13 protein-coding genes are annotated in these 16,966 nt (G+C 72.3%); 7 read left to right on the top strand and 6 right to left on the bottom strand.

Features of this window, described 5'->3' with window-relative positions:
• Window positions 1-256: 256 nt before the first annotated feature.
• Window positions 257-1,294 (top strand): WxL protein peptidoglycan domain-containing protein, encoded by a 1,038-nt coding sequence (locus ACFY1T_RS34755; protein ID WP_390791741.1) that lies wholly within the window; start codon window positions 257-259, stop codon window positions 1,292-1,294.
• Between the two features lie 275 nt (window positions 1,295-1,569).
• Here the strand turns inward: ACFY1T_RS34755 and ACFY1T_RS34750 are convergent, their stop codons facing one another.
• The 4 genes from ACFY1T_RS34750 to iolC are packed head-to-tail and all read right to left on the bottom strand — an operon-like array spanning window position 1,570 to window position 6,718.
• On the bottom strand, window positions 1,570-3,069 hold the full coding sequence (locus ACFY1T_RS34750) for a CoA-acylating methylmalonate-semialdehyde dehydrogenase (protein WP_390791740.1): 1,500 nt from the start codon (window positions 3,067-3,069) through the stop codon (window positions 1,570-1,572).
• A 12-nt stretch (window positions 3,070-3,081) separates the two neighbouring features.
• Window positions 3,082-4,950, bottom strand: a complete 1,869-nt coding sequence (iolD, locus tag ACFY1T_RS34745; protein WP_390791739.1) for a 3D-(3,5/4)-trihydroxycyclohexane-1,2-dione acylhydrolase (decyclizing) — start codon at window positions 4,948-4,950, stop codon at window positions 3,082-3,084.
• Entirely contained in the window at window positions 4,947-5,786 is an 840-nt protein-coding gene (iolB, locus tag ACFY1T_RS34740) for a 5-deoxy-glucuronate isomerase (RefSeq protein ID WP_390791743.1), read from the bottom strand. Before iolB ends, iolD begins: the two co-directional genes overlap by 4 nt.
• A 20-nt stretch (window positions 5,787-5,806) precedes the next feature.
• On the bottom strand, window positions 5,807-6,718 hold the full coding sequence (iolC, locus tag ACFY1T_RS34735) for a 5-dehydro-2-deoxygluconokinase (protein WP_390791742.1): 912 nt from the start codon (window positions 6,716-6,718) through the stop codon (window positions 5,807-5,809).
• Window positions 6,719-6,798: 80 nt separating this feature from the next.
• Between iolC and ACFY1T_RS34730 the strand changes: the two genes are divergently transcribed.
• The 3 genes from ACFY1T_RS34730 (at window position 6,799) to ACFY1T_RS34720 (ending at window position 9,174) form a co-directional block, all read left to right on the top strand.
• Window positions 6,799-7,713, top strand: a complete 915-nt coding sequence (locus ACFY1T_RS34730) for a sugar phosphate isomerase/epimerase family protein (protein ID WP_390791738.1) — start codon at window positions 6,799-6,801, stop codon at window positions 7,711-7,713.
• 20 nt (window positions 7,714-7,733) lie between these two features.
• A complete protein-coding gene (locus ACFY1T_RS34725; protein WP_390791737.1) occupies window positions 7,734-8,744 on the top strand; it encodes a Gfo/Idh/MocA family protein in 1,011 nt (336 codons plus the stop codon).
• Between the two features lie 229 nt (window positions 8,745-8,973).
• On the top strand, window positions 8,974-9,174 hold the full coding sequence (locus ACFY1T_RS34720) for an AlpA family transcriptional regulator (RefSeq protein ID WP_030868582.1): 201 nt from the start codon (window positions 8,974-8,976) through the stop codon (window positions 9,172-9,174).
• A gap of 61 nt (window positions 9,175-9,235) precedes the next feature.
• On the opposite strand, the gene ACFY1T_RS34715 is transcribed toward ACFY1T_RS34720, so the two are convergent.
• Window positions 9,236-11,524, bottom strand: coding sequence for an MMPL family transporter (locus tag ACFY1T_RS34715; protein WP_390791736.1), 2,289 nt, complete (start codon window positions 11,522-11,524; stop codon window positions 9,236-9,238).
• A 131-nt stretch (window positions 11,525-11,655) separates the two neighbouring features.
• Here ACFY1T_RS34715 and ACFY1T_RS34710 point away from each other — a divergent pair, with 131 nt between their 5' ends.
• From ACFY1T_RS34710 to ACFY1T_RS34700, 3 genes are all read left to right on the top strand, one after another.
• A complete protein-coding gene (locus tag ACFY1T_RS34710) occupies window positions 11,656-12,387 on the top strand; it encodes a TetR family transcriptional regulator (protein ID WP_390791735.1) in 732 nt (243 codons plus the stop codon).
• A gap of 174 nt (window positions 12,388-12,561) precedes the next feature.
• The gene (locus ACFY1T_RS34705; protein WP_030868575.1) at window positions 12,562-12,798 is read left to right on the top strand and encodes a heavy-metal-associated domain-containing protein; all 237 of its coding nucleotides are present in this window, start codon (window positions 12,562-12,564) and stop codon (window positions 12,796-12,798) included.
• A 97-nt stretch (window positions 12,799-12,895) separates the two neighbouring features.
• Window positions 12,896-15,169, top strand: coding sequence for a heavy metal translocating P-type ATPase (locus ACFY1T_RS34700; protein ID WP_390791734.1), 2,274 nt, complete (start codon window positions 12,896-12,898; stop codon window positions 15,167-15,169).
• A gap of 383 nt (window positions 15,170-15,552) precedes the next feature.
• Here ACFY1T_RS34700 and ACFY1T_RS34695 read toward each other — a convergent pair whose 3' ends face one another.
• The gene (locus ACFY1T_RS34695) at window positions 15,553-16,842 is read right to left on the bottom strand and encodes a citrate synthase (protein ID WP_030161574.1); all 1,290 of its coding nucleotides are present in this window, start codon (window positions 16,840-16,842) and stop codon (window positions 15,553-15,555) included.
• Window positions 16,843-16,966 lie beyond the last annotated feature (124 nt).

Below are 16,966 nucleotides of genomic sequence, written 5' to 3'. Positions count from 1 at the left end.
GGGGGTTTGCACCACCCCCCGCCTTTGTTGTCCCCCCCCACATCCCCCTGGGAGGAACCCTACTCGCTCCCCGCCCCGGCCAGTAACTGGCCCCCCCCCCCCGGGGGGGGGGGGGCCCCCCGGCCCCCCACCACCCCTTCGGCTTCCGCCCGACCTCCCACGCCGCTCCCCTCCCCGACTGCCCACACCGCTCCCCCACACCGCTCCCCCGCGCCGCTCCCCGCCCCGACTCCTCGCGCCGACTGGAGAACCGCCCATGCGCCCCCGCCCCCGCACCGCCGCGTACGGTCCGCTCCTCACCCTGTTGCTGCTGGTCGCGGGCCTGCTGCTGCCGGCCGCGACGGCGGCGGCCGCGGACAACGGCACCTGGGGCGTGTTCCCGACCCCTGCGGCCGGCGCCGCGATGACCGACCGCGCGTACTTCTTCCACCAGGGGGCGGCCGGGACCACGATCAGCGACAGCGTGACCCTCCTGAACTCCTCCGACCGGGAGCTGACCTTCCAGGTCTTCGCCACCGACGCCGTGAACACCCCGGCCGGCGGCGCCTTCGCACTGCTGCCGGTGGAGCAGAAGCCCAAGGACGTGGGCGCATGGATCGCGCTGGCGCCCGAGGCGGCGACCACCGTGACCGTCCCGCCCAAGGGCCGCAAGGACATCCCGTTCACGGTGAAGGTCCCCGAGGACGCGACGCCCGGCGACCACGTCGGCGGGATCGTCGCCCTCAACACCGCGGTGGAGGGCATCCGGCAGGAGGGCAAGGTCCAGGTCGGGGTGAAGCGACAGGTCGGCTCGCGGCTCTACTTCAGGGTGCCGGGGCCTGTGACGCCGGGGCTGAGCGTGGAGGACGTGAAGGTCAGCCGGTCCGCGCCGCTGCTGCCGTGGATCAAGAACGCCCGCGCGACGGTCTCGTACACGCTGGTCAACCGGGGCAACGTGGTCGTCGAGCCCAAGGTGGCGGTCTCCGCGGAGGGCCTGTTCGGCCGTACTGTGCTGGACCGGCCGGCGCGCGAGCTGAAGCTGGTGCTGCTGCCCGGCCAGCGGATCGAGCTGACCGAACCGTGGGCGGACGCGCCGCAGTCGGACTGGGTGACCGTACGGGTCTCGGCCGGGGCGACGGCCTATCCGGACCTCACCTCCGCGTCCGAGGCGGAGTTCATCGCAGTGCCCTGGCTCGCCTTCGGCGCGCTGCTGGTACTGGCGGGCGCCGCCCTCACCTTCCTGGTCCTGCGGCGCCGCCGCCGTCCCCGCGCGGAACAGACGGCACCCGCCCCGGACTTGGCCGCGGCCCGCTGACGGGCGAGGTGTCCCCCGGGGCTCGCGGCGCACCGCCGGGACCGGGCCGGGGTGGTGCGCGCGGTGGATTCCGTACGGGAACTGCCGTACGCGTACGCGGGCCACTCGGCCGGGGCCGCCCTCGCGCGCGACGAAACGCGAGCTCGCCTCCCGCGTGAGGGGTGCGGGAGGCGAGCTCGTCGCGCAGCCGACCTGCCGGCCGATCAGTCAGTCGATCGGCCGGCGGGTCGGTCGCTCAGTCGATCGGTCGGCAGGTCGGTCAGTCGGCAGGTCGGTCAGTGGTTGCGGGGGAAGCCCAGGTCCACGCCCACCGGCGCCTCGGACGGGTCCGGCCAGCGGGTCGTGACGACCTTGCCGCGGGTGTAGAAGTGGATGCCGTCGTTCCCGTAGATGTGGTGGTCGCCGAAGAGCGAGTCCTTCCAGCCGCCGAAGGAGTGGTAGCCCACCGGCACCGGGATCGGCACGTTGACGCCGACCATGCCCGCCTCGATCTCCAGCTGGAAGCGGCGGGCCGCGCCGCCGTCGCGGGTGAAGATCGCGGTGCCGTTGCCGAACGGCGAGGCGTTGATGAGCGCCACGCCCTCCTCGTAGGTCTCGGCGCGCAGCACGCACAGCACCGGCCCGAAGATCTCGTCGCGGTACGCGTCCGAGTCGGTCTTCACGTTGTCCAGCAGCGACAGGCCGATCCAGTGGCCCTTCTCGAACCCGCCGACCGTGTAGCCCGTGCCGTCCAGGACCACGTCCGCGCCCTGGTCGGCCGCGCCCTTCACGTACGAGGCGACCTTGTCGCGGTGGGCGGCCGTGATCAGCGGGCCCATCTCGGAGGTCGGGTCGTTTCCGGGGCCGATCTTGATCTTCTCGGCGCGCTCGCGGATCTTCTCCACCAGCGCGTCGCCGATCGATCCGACGGCCACGACCGCCGAGATCGCCATGCAGCGCTCGCCGGCCGAGCCGTAGGCGGCCGAGACCGCCGCGTCGGCGGCCGCGTCCAGGTCGGCGTCCGGCAGCACCAGCATGTGGTTCTTGGCGCCGCCCAGCGCCTGGACCCGCTTGCCGTTCGCGGAGGCCGTGGTGTGGATGTGCCGGGCGATGGGGGTCGAGCCGACGAAGGAGACGGCGGCGATGCCCGGGTGGGCGAGCAGCGCGTCGACGGCGACCTTGTCACCGTGGACGACGTTGAGCACACCGGCCGGCAGGCCGGCCTCGGTCGCCAGCTCGGCCAGCTTGTTGGCGGCCGAGGGGTCCTTCTCGCTCGGCTTGAGGATGAAGGTGTTTCCGCAGGCCACGGCCAGCGGGAACATCCACATCGGCACCATCGCCGGGAAGTTGAACGGGGTGATGCCCGCGACCACGCCCAGCGGCTGGCGGATCGAGGAGACGTCGACCCGGCTCGAGACCGAGGTCGACAGCTCGCCCTTGAGCTGCGTGGTGATCCCGCAGGCCAGCTCGACGATCTCCAGGCCGCGCGCCACCTCGCCCAGCGCGTCCGAGTGGACCTTGCCGTGCTCGGCGGTGATCAGCTCGGCGATGGCGTCGCGGTTGGCGTCCAGCAGGGCGCGGTAGGCGAAGAGCACCTTGGTACGGGCGGCCAGCGAGGACTGGCCCCAGCTCTGGAAGGCCTCCCGGGCGACGCGTACGGCCGCGTCGACCTCTTCGGCGGAGGCCAGCGCGACCTGCGTGGTGACCTCGCCGGTGGCCGGGTCGGTGACCGGGCCGTAGTTGCCCGACGCGCCCTCGACGGTCTTGCCACCGATCCAGTGGTTGACGGTCTTCATTGCCTTGCTCCTTCACAGATGGCGACGTCGCTGCGCGGCTTGCCGGTCGTACTCTTCGCGGGCCGCGGCCGCGGGTTTCCGTGTCGCGGTCTCGGCCACAGGAACATCCCACCACGCCTGTGCCGGGGGCGGGCCCGACACAGTGTCGGGTGTTCGGGTCTGTGCGTAGACACATGTGGGACGGTCCGCCGCACGCGCCTCGGCGAGGGCTTTCCGCAGGTCACTGATGGTGCGGGCGCGGATCACGGCCATCCCGAGGGAGGCCGCGTTGGCCGCGAGGTCCACCGGCAGCGGGGCGCCGGTGTACGAACCGTCGTCCGCCCGGAAGCGGTACGCGGTCCCGAAGCCCTCCGCGCCGACGGCCCCGGAGAGGCCGCCGATGGAGGCGTAGCCGTGGTTGTCGAGGATCACCACCTTGATCGGGAGGCCCTCCTGCACGGCCGTGACCAGCTCGGTCGGGTTCATCAGGTACGTGCCGTCGCCGACCAGCGCCCACACCGGGTGGCCTGGGGCGGCGAGCGCGACCCCGATCGCGGCCGGGATCTCGTAGCCCATGCAGGAGTACCCGTACTCCACGTGGTACTGCTCGGGCGAGCGGGCCCGCCACAGCTTGTGCAGGTCTCCGGGGAGGGAGCCGGCGGCGTTGATCAGGACGTCGTCGGCCCCGACGACCGCGTCGAGCAGTCCGAGCACCTGGGCCTGTGTCGGGGCGGCGTCCTCGTCGGGGGTCGCGTAGGCCCGGTCGACCAGCAGCTCCCAGTTGCCTTTCTTTTCTTTGTACGCCGTCTCGTACCCGGGGTCCACGCGGTACCCGGCGACCGCGGCGCGCAGTTCTTCCAGGCCCGCCCGCGCATCGCAGACCACCGGCCGGGCGGCGAGCTTGTGGGCGTCGTACGGGTCGAGGTTGAGCCCGAGGAAGCGGACGGCGGGGTTCTGGAACAGGGTCCCCGAGGCGGTGGTGAAGTCCGTCAGCCGGGTCCCGGCGGCGACGACCAGGTCGGCGTCGCGGGCCAGCGCGTCGGCGGTGGCCGTGCCGGTGTGCCCGATGCCGCCGACATCGGCGGGGTGGTCGTACGGGAGCGCCCCCTTGCCCGCCTGCGTCGAGGCCACCGGGATACCGGTGGCCCCGGCGAACTCCGCCAGCGCGGCCTGGGCCGCGCTGTGCCGGATCCCGCCGCCGGCGACGATCAGCGGGCGCGCGGAGCCCCGGACGGCTTCGGCGGCCCGCGCGAGCTCGTCCCGGTCAGGCCGGGGCCGGCGTACGGTCCACACGCGCTCGGCGAAGAACCCGGGCGGCCACTCGTACGCCTCGGCCTGGACGTCCTGCGGCAGTGCCAGGGTGACCGCGCCGGTCTGCACGGGGTCGGTGAGCACCCGCATCGCCTGGAGGGCAGCCGGGATCAGGGCCTCGGGGCGGGTGATCCGGTCGAAGTGGCGGGAGACGGGCCGGAGCGTGTCGTTGACGGAGACGTCGCCGGCGTAGGGCACCTCCAGCTGCTGGAGGACGGGGTCGGCGGGCCGGGTGGCGAAGGTGTCTCCGGGCAGGAGGAGTACGGGAATCCGGTTGATGGTGGCGAGGGCGGCCCCCGTGACGAGGTTGGTGGCGCCGGGCCCGATCGAGGTGGTGACGGCATGGGCCGAGAGCCGCCCGCTCCGGCGGGCGTACCCGACGGCGGCGTGCACCATGGCCTGCTCGTTGCGCCCCTGGAGGAAGGGCATCGCGTCCGGACCGCTCTCCAGGAGGGCCTGCCCGATGCCGGCGACGTTCCCGTGCCCGAAGATCCCCCAGGTGGCGGCGATCAGCCGCTGCCTGTGCCCGTCGCGCTCGGTGTACTGGGCGGCCAGGAACCGTACGAGGGCCTGGGCGACGGTGAGCCTCATGGGGTCTCGTCCTCCGCTCGCTGTCGGTGGAAGGGCAGCCGGGGGTCGGCGTCCTGGCCGCTCCAGGCGTCCCGGATCCAGGCGTGGTCGGGATGGTCCCGGATCAGCCACTCGCGGGGCTGGCCCGCGGGGCCGGCCATGACGTTGAGGTAGTACATGTCGTGCCCGGGGGCGGCGATGGAGGGCCCGTGCCAGCCGTCCGGGATGAGCACCGCGTCCCCGGTCCTCACCTCGGTGAGGATGTCGGTCTTCCCCGCGGGGGAGGGCGTGACACGCTGGTAGCCGATGCCGGGCGTGTCTCCGTGCGGGGCGATTTCGAAGTAGTAGACCTCTTCGAGCCGGGACTCGTGGCCGGGGTCGAACTCGTCGTGCTTGTGCGGCGGGTACGAGGACCAGTTCCCGCCGGGGGTCAGCACTTCGACGGCGATGAGCCGGTCGCAGTCGAAGACGTCGGCGGCGGCGAAGTTGTTGACCTGCCGCGTGCAGTGGCCGGCGCCGCGGATCTCGACGGGGACGCCCTCGGCAGCCCCGTACCGGGCGGGCAGCACGTTCTCGCACCGCGCCCCGACGAGCGCGAACCGCCCTCCGGCGGCGGAGGCGATCTCCGCCCGCCCGTCCCGGGGCAGATACGCGAAGTCGCTCACGCCGCGGAACACGCTCTCCCGGCCGCGGAGTTCGAACACCCGCGGCCCGGCCCCCGCGGGACCCGTCCCCTCCCCGCAGCGGACCGTGCAACCCCCCGCCAGCGGGAGGACGATCCACTCACGGTCCCCGCACGCGTACGGGAACGCCTCCCCGGGCCCGAGCTCCAGCACCCGCAGCGCCGCGAACCCCATCTCGTGCGAAGCGATCAGCGTCACGAACCCAACACCTCCTCCACCTCCTCGGCGTACGGCATCGCCGCCGAGCACGCCAGTCGCGAAGCCACGATCGCCCCCGCCGCGTTGGCGAAGCGGAGGACCCGTTCAAGATCCCACCCGGCCAGCAGCCCGTGGCACAGCGCGCCCCCGAAGGCGTCCCCGGCCCCCAGGCCGTTCACCACCTCCACCGGCACCGGCGCCGCCTCCACCACCGTCCCGTCCCGCCGCATCGCCAGCACCCCCTCCGGCCCTCGCTTCACCACCGCGAGCTCCACCCCCGCCGCCAGCAGCGCCCGCGCCGCGGCCCGCGGTTCGGACTCGCCGGTCGCGATCGCGCACTCCTGCGCGTTGCCGACCGCCACGGTCGCGAGGGCCAGCGCCTGCGCGTAGGACTTGTCCGGTTCCCCCTCCCACAGCATCGGCCTCCAGTCGAGGTCGAACACGGTGATCCCGGACTTCGAGCGCGCCTCCAGCGCGGCGAGGGTCGCGGACCGGCTCGGCTCGGCGCTCAGGCCCGTCCCCGTCATCCAGAACACCCGCGCGGCCCGTACTGCCGCCAGGTCCAGCTCCTCCGGCTCGATCTCCAGGTCAGGGGCCTTCGGCAACCGGTAGAAGTACAGCGGAAAGTCGTCCGGCGGGAAGATCTCGCAGAACGTCAGCGGGGTCGGATACCGCGCCACCTCCCCCGCCCACCGGTCGTCCACCCCGAATCCGCGCAGCTCAGCCCGTAGATAGGCGCCGAAGGGGTCCGCTCCGGTCCGGGTGATCACCGCCACGCGCCGGCCCAGCCGGGCCGCCGCGACGGCGACGTTGGTGGGCGAGCCGCCCAGGAACTTCCCGAAGGTGTCGGCTTCCGCCAGCGGTACGCCCGTTCTCAACGGGTAGAGATCCACCCCGATCCGCCCCATGGTGATCACGTCGAACGCGACATCGTCCGCGGTCGTCACAGGCAGTCCTCCCACTCGTCTCGCACCCTAAGGTGACCGTCATGACGTCCTCCCCACCCGCGTTGACCCGTATCCGCGTCGGTTCGGCTCCGGACTCCTGGGGTGTCTGGTTCCCCGACGATCCGCTCCAGACCCCGTGGGAGCGGTTCCTCGACGAGGTCTCCGGTTCCGGTTACGAGTGGATCGAGCTCGGCCCGTACGGCTACCTCCCCACCGACCCCGCCCGCCTCACCGCGGAAACGGCCGAACGGGGTCTGCGGGTCAGCGCCGGCACCGTCTTCACCGGACTCCATCACGGGCCCGCCGTCTGGGAGCAGACCTGGGAGCACGTGTCGCGGATCGCGGCGCTCACCCAGGCCATGGGTGCGGGCCACCTCGTCGTCATCCCGTCCTTCTGGCGCGACGACAAGACCGGCAAGATGCTGGAGGACCCCACCCTCACCCCCGCACAGTGGCGTGAACTGACCACGCAGACCGAACGCCTGGGCCGCGAGGTGCAGGACCGGTACGGGCTGAGGATCGTCGTCCACCCGCACGCCGACACCCACGTCGACACCCCTTCGAACGTGGCCCGCTTCCTGGACGCCACCGACCCGGACCTGGTCTCCCTGTGCCTGGACACCGGGCACTACGCCTACTGCGGCGGCGACAGCGTCCAGGCCATCGAGACCTTCGGCGAGCGGATCGGCTACCTCCACCTCAAGCAGGTCGACCCGCGGATCCTCGCCGAAGTCCGCGCGGAGCAGCTGCCCTTCGGGCCGGCGGTGGCCCGCGGGGTGATGTGCGAACCTCCGGCCGGGGTGCCGGCGCTGGAGCCCGTCCTGGCGGCCGCCCAGCGGCTCGGTGTGGACCTCTTCGCCATCGTGGAGCAGGACATGTACCCGTGCCCGCCCGACCGGCCGCTGCCGATCGCCCGCCGCACCCGCGCCTACCTGCGCTCCTGCGGCGCCCGCTGAATCCCCGGAGGGAACACGACATGAGCACGCTGGGCATCGCCGTCATCGGGACGGGGAAAATGGGCGCCGACCATGTCCGCCGGATCGGGCGGACGGTGGGCGGCGCCCGGGTGGTGGCCGTGGCCGATCCTGACGGGGACCGGGTGAAGGCGGTCGCGGCGGGCCTGGAGGGCGCGGGCGCGTACACGGATCCGGCAGCCGCGATCGCGGATCCCGGAGTGCAGGCCGTACTGATCGCCTCCCCCGGGCCCGCCCATGAGGAAGCGATCCTGCACGCCCTGGAGCGGGAGTTGCCGGTGCTGTGCGAGAAGCCGCTGACCCCGGATCCGGCGGGGGCGCTGCGGGTGATGGAGGCCGAGCGGCGGCTGGGCCGGCGCCTGGTGCAGGTGGGGTTCATGCGGCGCTTCGACGCCGAGTACGAGCGGCTGAAGGAGCTGCTGGACGCGGGCGGGATCGGCCGGCCGCTCTTCCTGCACTGCCGGCACCGCAATGCCGCCTCGCCCTCCTTCTTCACCAGCGACATGCTGATCAGCGACTCCGTCGTGCACGAGGTCGACGCGGCGCGCTGGCTGCTCGGGCAGGAGATCACGGCCGTGTCCGTGCTCTCGCCCGCGTCCAGCTCGGCGGCCCCGGAGGGATTGCGCGATCCCCGGCTGGTCCTGCTGGAGACCGCGGGCGGGGCCATCGTCGACGTGGAGATCTTCGTCAACTGCGGCTTCGGCTACGAGGTCCGGTGCGAGGCGGTCGGCGAGTCCGGCACCGCCCAGATCGGTGAGGGGCGGTCGATGGTCGTCCGCTCCGCGGGCCGCAGCTCCGGCGAGATCGCGCAGGACTTCACCGTGCGCTTCGCCGACGCCTACGACCGCCAGCTGCGGCGCTGGGTGGACGCGGCCGCGCAGGGCCGGGTGGACGGGCCCGACGCCTGGGACGGCTACGCCGCGGCCGCCGTCTCCGCGGCCGGGCTCACCGCCGCACACAGCGGAGTACGGACCCCGGTGGAGCTGGTGGAGCGACCCGCCCTCTACCGCTGAACCCTCCCCCCACTCCTCCCCGTTGTGCCGCATGTGTCACAGCCGTCGCCCTTGTGTCACGCATATCCCCATTACGCGGGCATTCCGTCACAGCCCGTCGACAAGACCCCTCCCGCCTTCACCCTCTGTCGTTCTCCGGGCACAACCCGATTGATCGTCACTGTCCACGCGTCGGCTCCCCCGACGGCCTCCCGGCCGGCCCCGCGGCGTGGACAAGGAGGTGTCGTGGATGAGCGACCGACAGCTGTGGTCGTACAAGGAGATCGCCGCCCATATCCGGGTCCAGCCGGACACGGTGCGCTCGTACCGCAAGCACGGGCTGCTCCCCGCCCCCGACCACGTGGAAGGCGGCAAGCCCTACTGGTACGCCGACACGATCCGCACCTGGGTGGCCCGCCGCCCCGGCAACCGGGGCCGCCGCGACGACTGACCCCCGGCCCCGGCCCGGCCCGGCCCCGGACGCGATCGCGGTCGCCGGGGCCGGCCCCGGGCTAGCGGCTGCCCGCCGGTACGCGGTCCGGCTCGGGGGTCTCCCCCGGCACCTCCCCCGCCGCCCGCGGCGCTGCCGGCGCGGACTCCCCCTCGCTCAGCCCGAACCGCTCGTGCAGCCTCCGCAGCGGGCCCGGCGCCCACCAGGTGGCCCTCCCCGTCAGCTTCATCACCGCCGGCACCAGCAGGCTCCGTACGACCAGGGCGTCCATCAGTACGGCCAGCGCGATCCCGAGCCCCAGCATCTTGGTGTTGGTGACCCGGGAGCTGCCGATGGCCACCATCACCACCGCCAGGATCACGGCCGCCGCGGTGATCAGCCCGCCCGTGCGGACCAGCCCGGTCCGCACGGCCCCCTCGTGGTCCCCGGTCCGCTCGTACTCCTCCTTGATGCGGGATATGAGGAACACCCCGTAGTCCATGGAGAGTCCGAAGGCGATGCAGAACATCAGCACGGGCAGGGTGGTCTCGATGTCCCCGGTGGAGGTGAAGGAGAGCGGTCCGGAGAGGTGTCCGTCCTGGAAGACCCACACCACCGCCCCGAACATCGCCGTCAGGCTCAGCGCGTTGAGCAGGACCGCCTGGACGGGTATCAGCACGCTCCCGGTGAGCAGGAACACCAGCAGCAGCGTGGCCAGGACCACCAGGGCCAGCGCGGCCGGCAGTTTCTCCGCTATCGCCTTCTGCGCGTCGACGAGGACCGCGGCCTGGCCGGTCACCGCGGTGTCGAAGGGTGCGTCCACCTTCCGCACCACGCCGACGAGGTCCTGGGCCTGCTGCCCCACCGGCTCGCCGTCGGTGACCACCGAGAAGTACGCGTAACCCGGCCGGGCCGGGGAGGCGACCGGCCCGTCCACCCGCACCCCGGGCAGGGCCGCGAGCCGCTCCCGGTAGGCGGCGAGGTCGGCGGGGCCGGCCGCGCCCTCGGCCAGCACGGTCAGCCCGGCCCCGGGGCTGCCCGGGAATCCGTCGCGGATCTGCTGCTGGACCAGGTGCGAGCTGGCCGTCTCCGGCAGCTGCCGGTCGTCCACGGTGCCGAACTTCACCCCGAGGAAGGGCAGCCCGAGGAGCAGCAGTCCGGCCGTGGTGGCGATGGCGAACAGTGGGGCCCGGCGCATCACCAGCGCGGTTGTCCGTGCCCAGCCCCGACCCGTCCCGGCCCCGGGGGCCGCGTCCGGCTTCCCGGCGCCCGCCCCGGAGCGGCCGCGCCGCAGCCGCCACAGCCGCCGCAGGTCGAGGGAGTTGACCCGCTCGCCGAGGAGCACCAGCGCCGCCGGCAGCAGGACGAGGGCGGCGGCCGCGGCGAGCAGGACCACAGCGACCCCGGCGTAGGCGAAGGAGCGCAGGAAGTACATCGGGAAGAACAGCATCGCCGAGAGCGAGACGGCCACCGTCAGCGCCGAGAACAGCACCGTGCGCCCGGCGGTGCGCAAGGTGGCCCCCACGGCCGCCACCGGATCCCGCCCGGCGGCGAGCTCCTCGCGGAACCTCCGCACGATGAACAGGGCGTAGTCGATGGCGAGACCGAGGCCGAGCGCGGTCGTCAGGTTCTGGGCGAAGACGGAGACGTCGGTGAACTCGGTGAGACCGCGCAGCACGGCATTGGTGCCGAGGATGGCGACGATGCCCACACCCAGCGGCAGCAGCGCGGCCACGGCGCTACCGAAGACGATGACGAGCAGGACGAGGGTCACCGGCAGGGCGATCACCTCGGCACGGAGCAGGTCTTCCTGGATGGTGGTGGTCACCTCGCGCTGGACGGCGACCGGCCCCCCGAGAAAGACGCTCACCGGCCCGTGCCCGCCCCGGTAGCGCGGGGCGATCCGCTCCAGCACGGCGGCGCGGGCCTTCTCGTCCCCGAGCACCCGGGCGGCGATGAGTGCCTGCCGGCCGTCCTCGGAGCGCAGGGCGGGCAGGTGCGTGCGCCAGTAGGAGCCGACCCCGGCCACCCCCTGCTCGGAGGCGAGTTGGGCGGTCAGCCGCTCGGCCTCGGCCGCGACGGCCGGATCGTCCACCCCGGCCGCCCCCGGTCCGGCGGCGTCCACCAGCAGGAGGAGGTTCGGCTGTGAGCCCGGGAACTCTCGCTCCAGGACCTTGGCGGCGTAGGTGGACCGGGCGTCCGGGTCCTCCCAGCCGCCGCTGCCCATCCGGTCGGCGACGCCACCGCCCGCGAGGACGGCCAGGGCCGTGACCACGAGGGCGAGCAGCAGCGAGAGCCGCGGCCGGGCCGTGACGATCCGGGTCCACCGTCCGCTCTCCCCGGACGACGGCGGTCTTTTGACTTCGGACATGACTCGGTGTCCCCTTCACCGTGATTGCCAGACGACTTAAACTGGCAAACACGAGCACTCGCTCGCGTTTTCCAAGAATGCGAGCGACCTCTCGCATTTGTCAATCACCCACGGGAAGCGAAGGACGGGACATGCCCGAGAGGCCCCAGGCCGAAAACGCCGCGAAGGCCCCAAAGGCCACCAAGGGCACAGCGGCCGGGAAGACGGTCGGGAAGACCGCCGGGAAGACGGCCGGGAGCGCCGCCAAGAAGACGGCCGCCCCGCGTCGGCAGGCCCGCGGCGAGCGCCGGATCGCCCAGCTCCTGGACGCCGCCGCCAGCGTTTTCTGCCGCACCGGCTACGCCGCGGCCAGCACCAACGCCATCGCCCGCGAGGCCGAGGTCTCGCCGGGCACGCTCTACCAGTTCTTCCCGAACAAGGAGGCCATCGCCGTCCACCTGGGCGACGAGCTGCTCCGGCGCGCCCGCCACATGCACGGCCAGGCCTTCCTCCCCGAGAACCTGGACAAGCCCCTGCCCGAGCTGCTCGACGCCGTCCTGGACCCGGTCATCGCCTTCAACTGCGAGAACCCGGCCTTCTGGGCCCTCATGCACGGCTCCGGCATCCCCGGCATCACCCAGGAGCGCGAGGAGCTCCACGCCGGCCTGCTGGAGCGGGTCCAGGGCATCCTGCGCACCTTCTGCCCGGACGGCCCGCCCGAGGAGCTCACCCGCGTCTCCGGCATGATCCTGGGCATCTTCAAGGCGGCCCTCGACCTGATCCTGGCGAGCGAGGGCGCCGAGCGCGCCGCGTACGTCGCCGAGCTGAAGACCGTACTGCTGCGCTACCTGGAGCCGATGCTCGCCGCCCCCCGCCCCCGCTGACCCGGCCTCCGGCCCGGCCGGCGCTCCCGACACCGCCCCCGACACCGCCCCGCACACTCGCATTGATACCCCCTAGGGGTATAGTCTTCGAGTGTCGGGAGGACGGTGGAGCGAGACCATCCGCGTCACCGCCGCTCCCCGGCGACCGGACACGCCCTTGAAGAGGAGAACGACATGACCGCCGAGACGGACACCCAGACCACCACCGTCTACCGGGTGACCGGCATGACCTGCGGCCACTGCGAGGGCGCGGTGACCACCGAGATCTCCGCCCTGCCCGGCGTCAGCTCGGTCAAGGCCGTCGCCGCGACCGGCGAGGTCACCGTGGTCTCCGCCGCCCCGCTCGCCGAGGAGGACGTGCGCGCCGCCGTGGACGAGGCCGGCTACGAGTTCGCCGGCCAGGCCGGCTGAGCGCCCTGCGCCCCTACTCCTCAGCAGTACCCCGCCGGGCCGTGCCGGCCAGCTGATACTGGTTCCGTACGACCCGGCCCTCCCCCTGGAGCCGGACATGAGCAGCAGCACAGTGCACGACGGGCCCATAGCGGCGGCCGATGCCGCCCGGGTCGAGCTGACCATCGGCGGGATGACCTGCGCCTCCTGCGCCGCCCGCATCGAGAAGAAGCTGAACCGGATGGACGGGGTCACCGCGACGGTGAACTACGCCACCGAGAAGGCGCGCGTCTCGTACGGGAACGGCGTCCAGGTCGCCGACCTGATCGCGACCGTCGTCAAGACCGGGTACACCGCCGAGGAACCCCCGCCACCGGAGCCGGAGACCGGGCGCCCCGAGCCCGCGACCGGGGCCCCGCGCGACCCCGAACCGGCCGCACTGCGCCAGCGGCTGCTGGTCTCGGCCACCCTGGCCCTGCCCGTCGTCCTGCTCTCGATGATCCCGGCCCTCCAGTTCGACAACTGGCAGTGGCTCTCGCTGACCCTGGCGGCCCCCGTGGTCGTCTGGGGCGGCCTCCCCTTCCACAAGGCCGCCTGGACCAACGCCCGGCACGGCGCCGCCACCATGGACACCCTGGTCTCGGTCGGCACGCTCGCCGCCTTCGCCTGGTCGCTGTGGGCCCTGTTCTTCGGCCACGCCGGGATGCCGGGCATGCGTCACGGCTTCGACCTCACCGTCTCCCGTACGGACGGCTCCTCCTCGATCTACCTGGAGGTGGCCGCCGGAGTCGTCAGCTTCATCCTGCTCGGCCGCTACCTGGAGGCCCGCTCCAAGCGGAAGGCGGGCGCCGCCCTGAAGGCCCTGCTCGAGCTCGGCGCCAAGGACGTCGCCGTCCTGCGCGGCGGCGCCGAGGTCCGGATCCCGGTGGCGCAGCTCGCGGTCGGCGACCGGTTCGTCGTCCGGCCCGGGGAGAAGATCGCCACCGACGGCACGGTCGTCGAGGGCGCCTCCGCCGTGGACGCCTCGATGCTGACCGGCGAGTCCGTACCGGTCGAGGTCGCCGTGGGCGACTCCGTCACCGGCGCCACCGTCAACGCCTCGGGCCGCCTCGTCGTCGAGGCCACCCGGATCGGCGCCGACACCCAGCTCGCCCGGATGGCCCGGCTCGTCGAAGACGCGCAGAACGGCAAGGCCGAGGTGCAGCGCCTCGCCGACCGGATCTCCGGGATCTTCGTACCGGTCGTGCTGGTGCTGGCGCTCGGCACGTGGGTCACCTGGCTGCTGATCACCGACGACCCCACCGCCGCCTTCACCGCCGCCGTGGCCGTCCTGATCATCGCCTGCCCCTGCGCCCTGGGCCTGGCCACGCCGACCGCACTGATGGTCGGCACCGGGCGGGGCGCGCAGCTCGGCATCCTGATCAAGGGGCCCGAGGTCCTGGAGTCCACCCGCCGCGTGGACACGGTCGTGCTCGACAAGACGGGTACGGTCACCACCGGCCGGATGACCCTGACCGGCACCGTCCCCGCCGAGGGCGTGGACTCCCACGAGCTCCTTCGGCTGGCGGGCTCGCTGGAGCACGCTTCGGAGCACCCGATCGCCCAGGCGGTGGCGGCTTCGGCGAACGAGCTCGCCGGGGGGTTGTCGGTCCCGGAGAGCTTCGAGAACCTCGGCGGCCTCGGCGTCCAGGGCGTCGTCGACGGGCACGCCGTCCTGGTCGGCCGCGAACGGCTGCTGGCGGACTGGTCGATCGAACTGCCCGCCGGCCTCGCCGAGGCCAAGGCGGCCGCAGAGGCGGCGGGCAGCACCGCCGTCCTGGTGGCCTGGGACGGGGCGGCCCGCGGGGTCCTGACCGTCGCCGACGCCGTCAAGGAGACCAGCGCCGAGGCGGTCTCGCGGCTGCGGGCGCTGGGCCTGACCCCGATCCTGCTGACCGGCGACAACAAGGCCGTCGCCGAGACCGTGGCCCGCGCGGTCGGCATCGACGAGGTGATCGCCGAGGTCCTCCCGCAGGACAAGGTGGACGTCGTACGCCGGCTGCAGGCCGAGGGCCGGACGGTGGCCATGGTGGGCGACGGGGTCAACGACGCGGCCGCGCTGGCGCAGGCGGATCTGGGCCTGGCCATGGGGACCGGCACCGACGCCGCGATCGAGGCGGGAGACCTGACCCTCGTACGGGGGGACCTGCGGGTGGCGGCGGACGCGATCCGGCTCTCCCGCCGGACCCTGGCCACCATCAAGGGCAACCTGTTCTGGGCCTTCGGCTACAACGTGGCGGCCTTGCCGCTCGCGGCCGCCGGCCTGCTCAACCCGATGATTGCGGGGGCCGCGATGGCGTTCTCCTCCGTTTTCGTGGTGAGCAACAGCCTCCGGTTGCGAACCTTCCGCTGATGGATCTTCTCCCCAGCTTGACCACACTTTCTTCACGGGAGACGCAGATCACAGTGATTGCAACGTAACCATCCGGCACTGCAGTGGGTCTAATGGGGCGATGCCGGGAACGTCTTGGGGGACGTTCACGGGGGTCTTGGGGGACGTCCGGGGCATCAGCCGGCCGGGACGCGTGCCCAACGGGGTGCTTTGAGCGGCCCTCCCGACCCGTACGGGTCCCGGCAGACACCCAACCGGAGCGCACCGCGCGTGCGCTCCTCGCCGACACCCCGGCTCGGGTCCCGTGGGGGGAATCCGTTCCGGGGACAGGAAAGCGCCCCGACCGTCGACCCGTGGGGGGATCGACGGCGGGGCGCTTTTCGCTTGCTGCGAGGTGCCTCGGGTCAGCGGGCCTCGACCGGGACGAAGTCGCGCAGGACCTCGCCGGTGTAGATCTGGCGCGGGCGGCCGATGCGGGAACCCGGCTCCTTGATCATCTCGTGCCACTGGGCGATCCAGCCGGGAAGGCGGCCGAGCGCGAAGAGCACGGTGAACATCTCGGTGGGGAAGCCCATGGCCCGGTAGATCAGGCCGGTGTAGAAGTCCACGTTCGGGTAGAGGTTGCGCGAGACGAAGTACTCGTCGGCCAGCGCGTGCTCTTCCAGCTTGAGCGCGATGTCGAGCAGCTCGTCGCTCTTGCCGAGCGAGGAGAGGACGTCGTGCGCCGCCGCCTTGATGATCTTCGCCCGGGGGTCGAAGCTCTTGTAGACGCGGTGCCCGAAGCCCATGAGGCGGACGCCGTCTTCCTTGTTCTTCACCTTTCGGATGAAGGCGTCGACGTCGCCGCCGTCGTTCTTGATGCCCTCGAGCATCTCGAGGACGGACTGGTTGGCGCCGCCGTGCAGCGGACCCCACAGGGCCGAGATGCCGGCGGAGATCGAGGCGAACATGTTCGCCTGCGAGGAGCCGACCAGACGCACGGTGGAGGTCGAGCAGTTCTGCTCGTGGTCCGCGTGCAGGATCAGCAGCTTGTCGAGCGCGGAGACCACGACCGGGTCCAGGTCGTACTCCTGGGCCGGCACGGAGAAGGTCATGCGCAGGAAGTTCTCGACGTAGCCGAGGTCGTTGCGCGGGTAGACCACCGGGTGGCCGACCGACTTCTTGTACGCGTACGCCGCGATCGTCGGGAGCTTGGCCAGCAGGCGGATCGTCGAGAGGTGGCGCTGCTTCTCGTCGAACGGGTTGTGGCTGTCCTGGTAGAACGTCGACAGCGCGCTGACCACGGAGGACAGCATCGCCATCGGGTGCGCGTCACGCGGGAAGCCGTCGTAGAAGCGCTTCACGTCCTCGTGCAGCAGCGTGTGCTGGGTGATCTCGTTGCGGAAAGACGCGAGCTGGTCGACGGTCGGCAGCTCACCGTTGATCAGCAGGTACGCGACCTCGATGAAGGTCGAACGCTCGGCCAGCTGCTCGATCGGGTAACCGCGGTAACGCAGGATGCCCTGCTCACCGTCGAGGTAGGTGATCGCGGACTTGTAGGCGGCGGTGTTGCCGTAGCCGCTGTCCAAGGTGACGAGCCCGGTCTGGGCCCTCAGCTTCGAGATGTCGAAGCCCTGGTCACCGACGGTGCTTTCGACCACCGGGTAGGTGTATTCACCGTCCGCGTACCGGAGTACTACAGAGTTGTCGCTCACGTCATCCCTCACCGACGTAGTGCCTCTTCTTCGAGGTGCCCTGACTGCCTCTACCTTCCCCCATTTGGCGCAGGAGAGTGCACTCGGGGTCGGCCTTTGGTCCTTTTGACGGCACTGAGTGCCT

The sequence above is a fragment of the Streptomyces sp. NPDC001194 genome (genome assembly GCF_042896985.1).
GTDB lineage: Bacteria > Actinomycetota > Actinomycetes > Streptomycetales > Streptomycetaceae > Streptomyces.
This window is presented reverse-complemented; position numbering and strand designations above follow the sequence as displayed.

Excerpts from the sequence above, each read along its gene's own strand:
- ACFY1T_RS34755 (WP_390791741.1), top strand. The coding sequence starts at position 257 with ATGCGCCCCCGCCCCCGCACCGCCGCGTACGGTCCGCTCCTCACCCTG.
- ACFY1T_RS34750 (WP_390791740.1), bottom strand. The coding sequence starts at position 3,069 with ATGAAGACCGTCAACCACTGGATCGGTGGCAAGACCGTCGAGGGCGCG.
- iolD (WP_390791739.1), bottom strand. The coding sequence starts at position 4,950 with ATGAGGCTCACCGTCGCCCAGGCCCTCGTACGGTTCCTGGCCGCCCAG.
- iolB (WP_390791743.1), bottom strand. The coding sequence starts at position 5,786 with ATGGGGTTCGCGGCGCTGCGGGTGCTGGAGCTCGGGCCCGGGGAGGCG.
- iolC (WP_390791742.1), bottom strand. The coding sequence starts at position 6,718 with ATGGGGCGGATCGGGGTGGATCTCTACCCGTTGAGAACGGGCGTACCG.
- ACFY1T_RS34730 (WP_390791738.1), top strand. The coding sequence starts at position 6,799 with ATGACGTCCTCCCCACCCGCGTTGACCCGTATCCGCGTCGGTTCGGCT.
- ACFY1T_RS34725 (WP_390791737.1), top strand. The coding sequence starts at position 7,734 with ATGAGCACGCTGGGCATCGCCGTCATCGGGACGGGGAAAATGGGCGCC.
- ACFY1T_RS34720 (WP_030868582.1), top strand. The coding sequence starts at position 8,974 with ATGAGCGACCGACAGCTGTGGTCGTACAAGGAGATCGCCGCCCATATC.
- ACFY1T_RS34715 (WP_390791736.1), bottom strand. The coding sequence starts at position 11,524 with ATGTCCGAAGTCAAAAGACCGCCGTCGTCCGGGGAGAGCGGACGGTGG.
- ACFY1T_RS34710 (WP_390791735.1), top strand. The coding sequence starts at position 11,656 with ATGCCCGAGAGGCCCCAGGCCGAAAACGCCGCGAAGGCCCCAAAGGCC.
- ACFY1T_RS34705 (WP_030868575.1), top strand. The coding sequence starts at position 12,562 with ATGACCGCCGAGACGGACACCCAGACCACCACCGTCTACCGGGTGACC.
- ACFY1T_RS34700 (WP_390791734.1), top strand. The coding sequence starts at position 12,896 with ATGAGCAGCAGCACAGTGCACGACGGGCCCATAGCGGCGGCCGATGCC.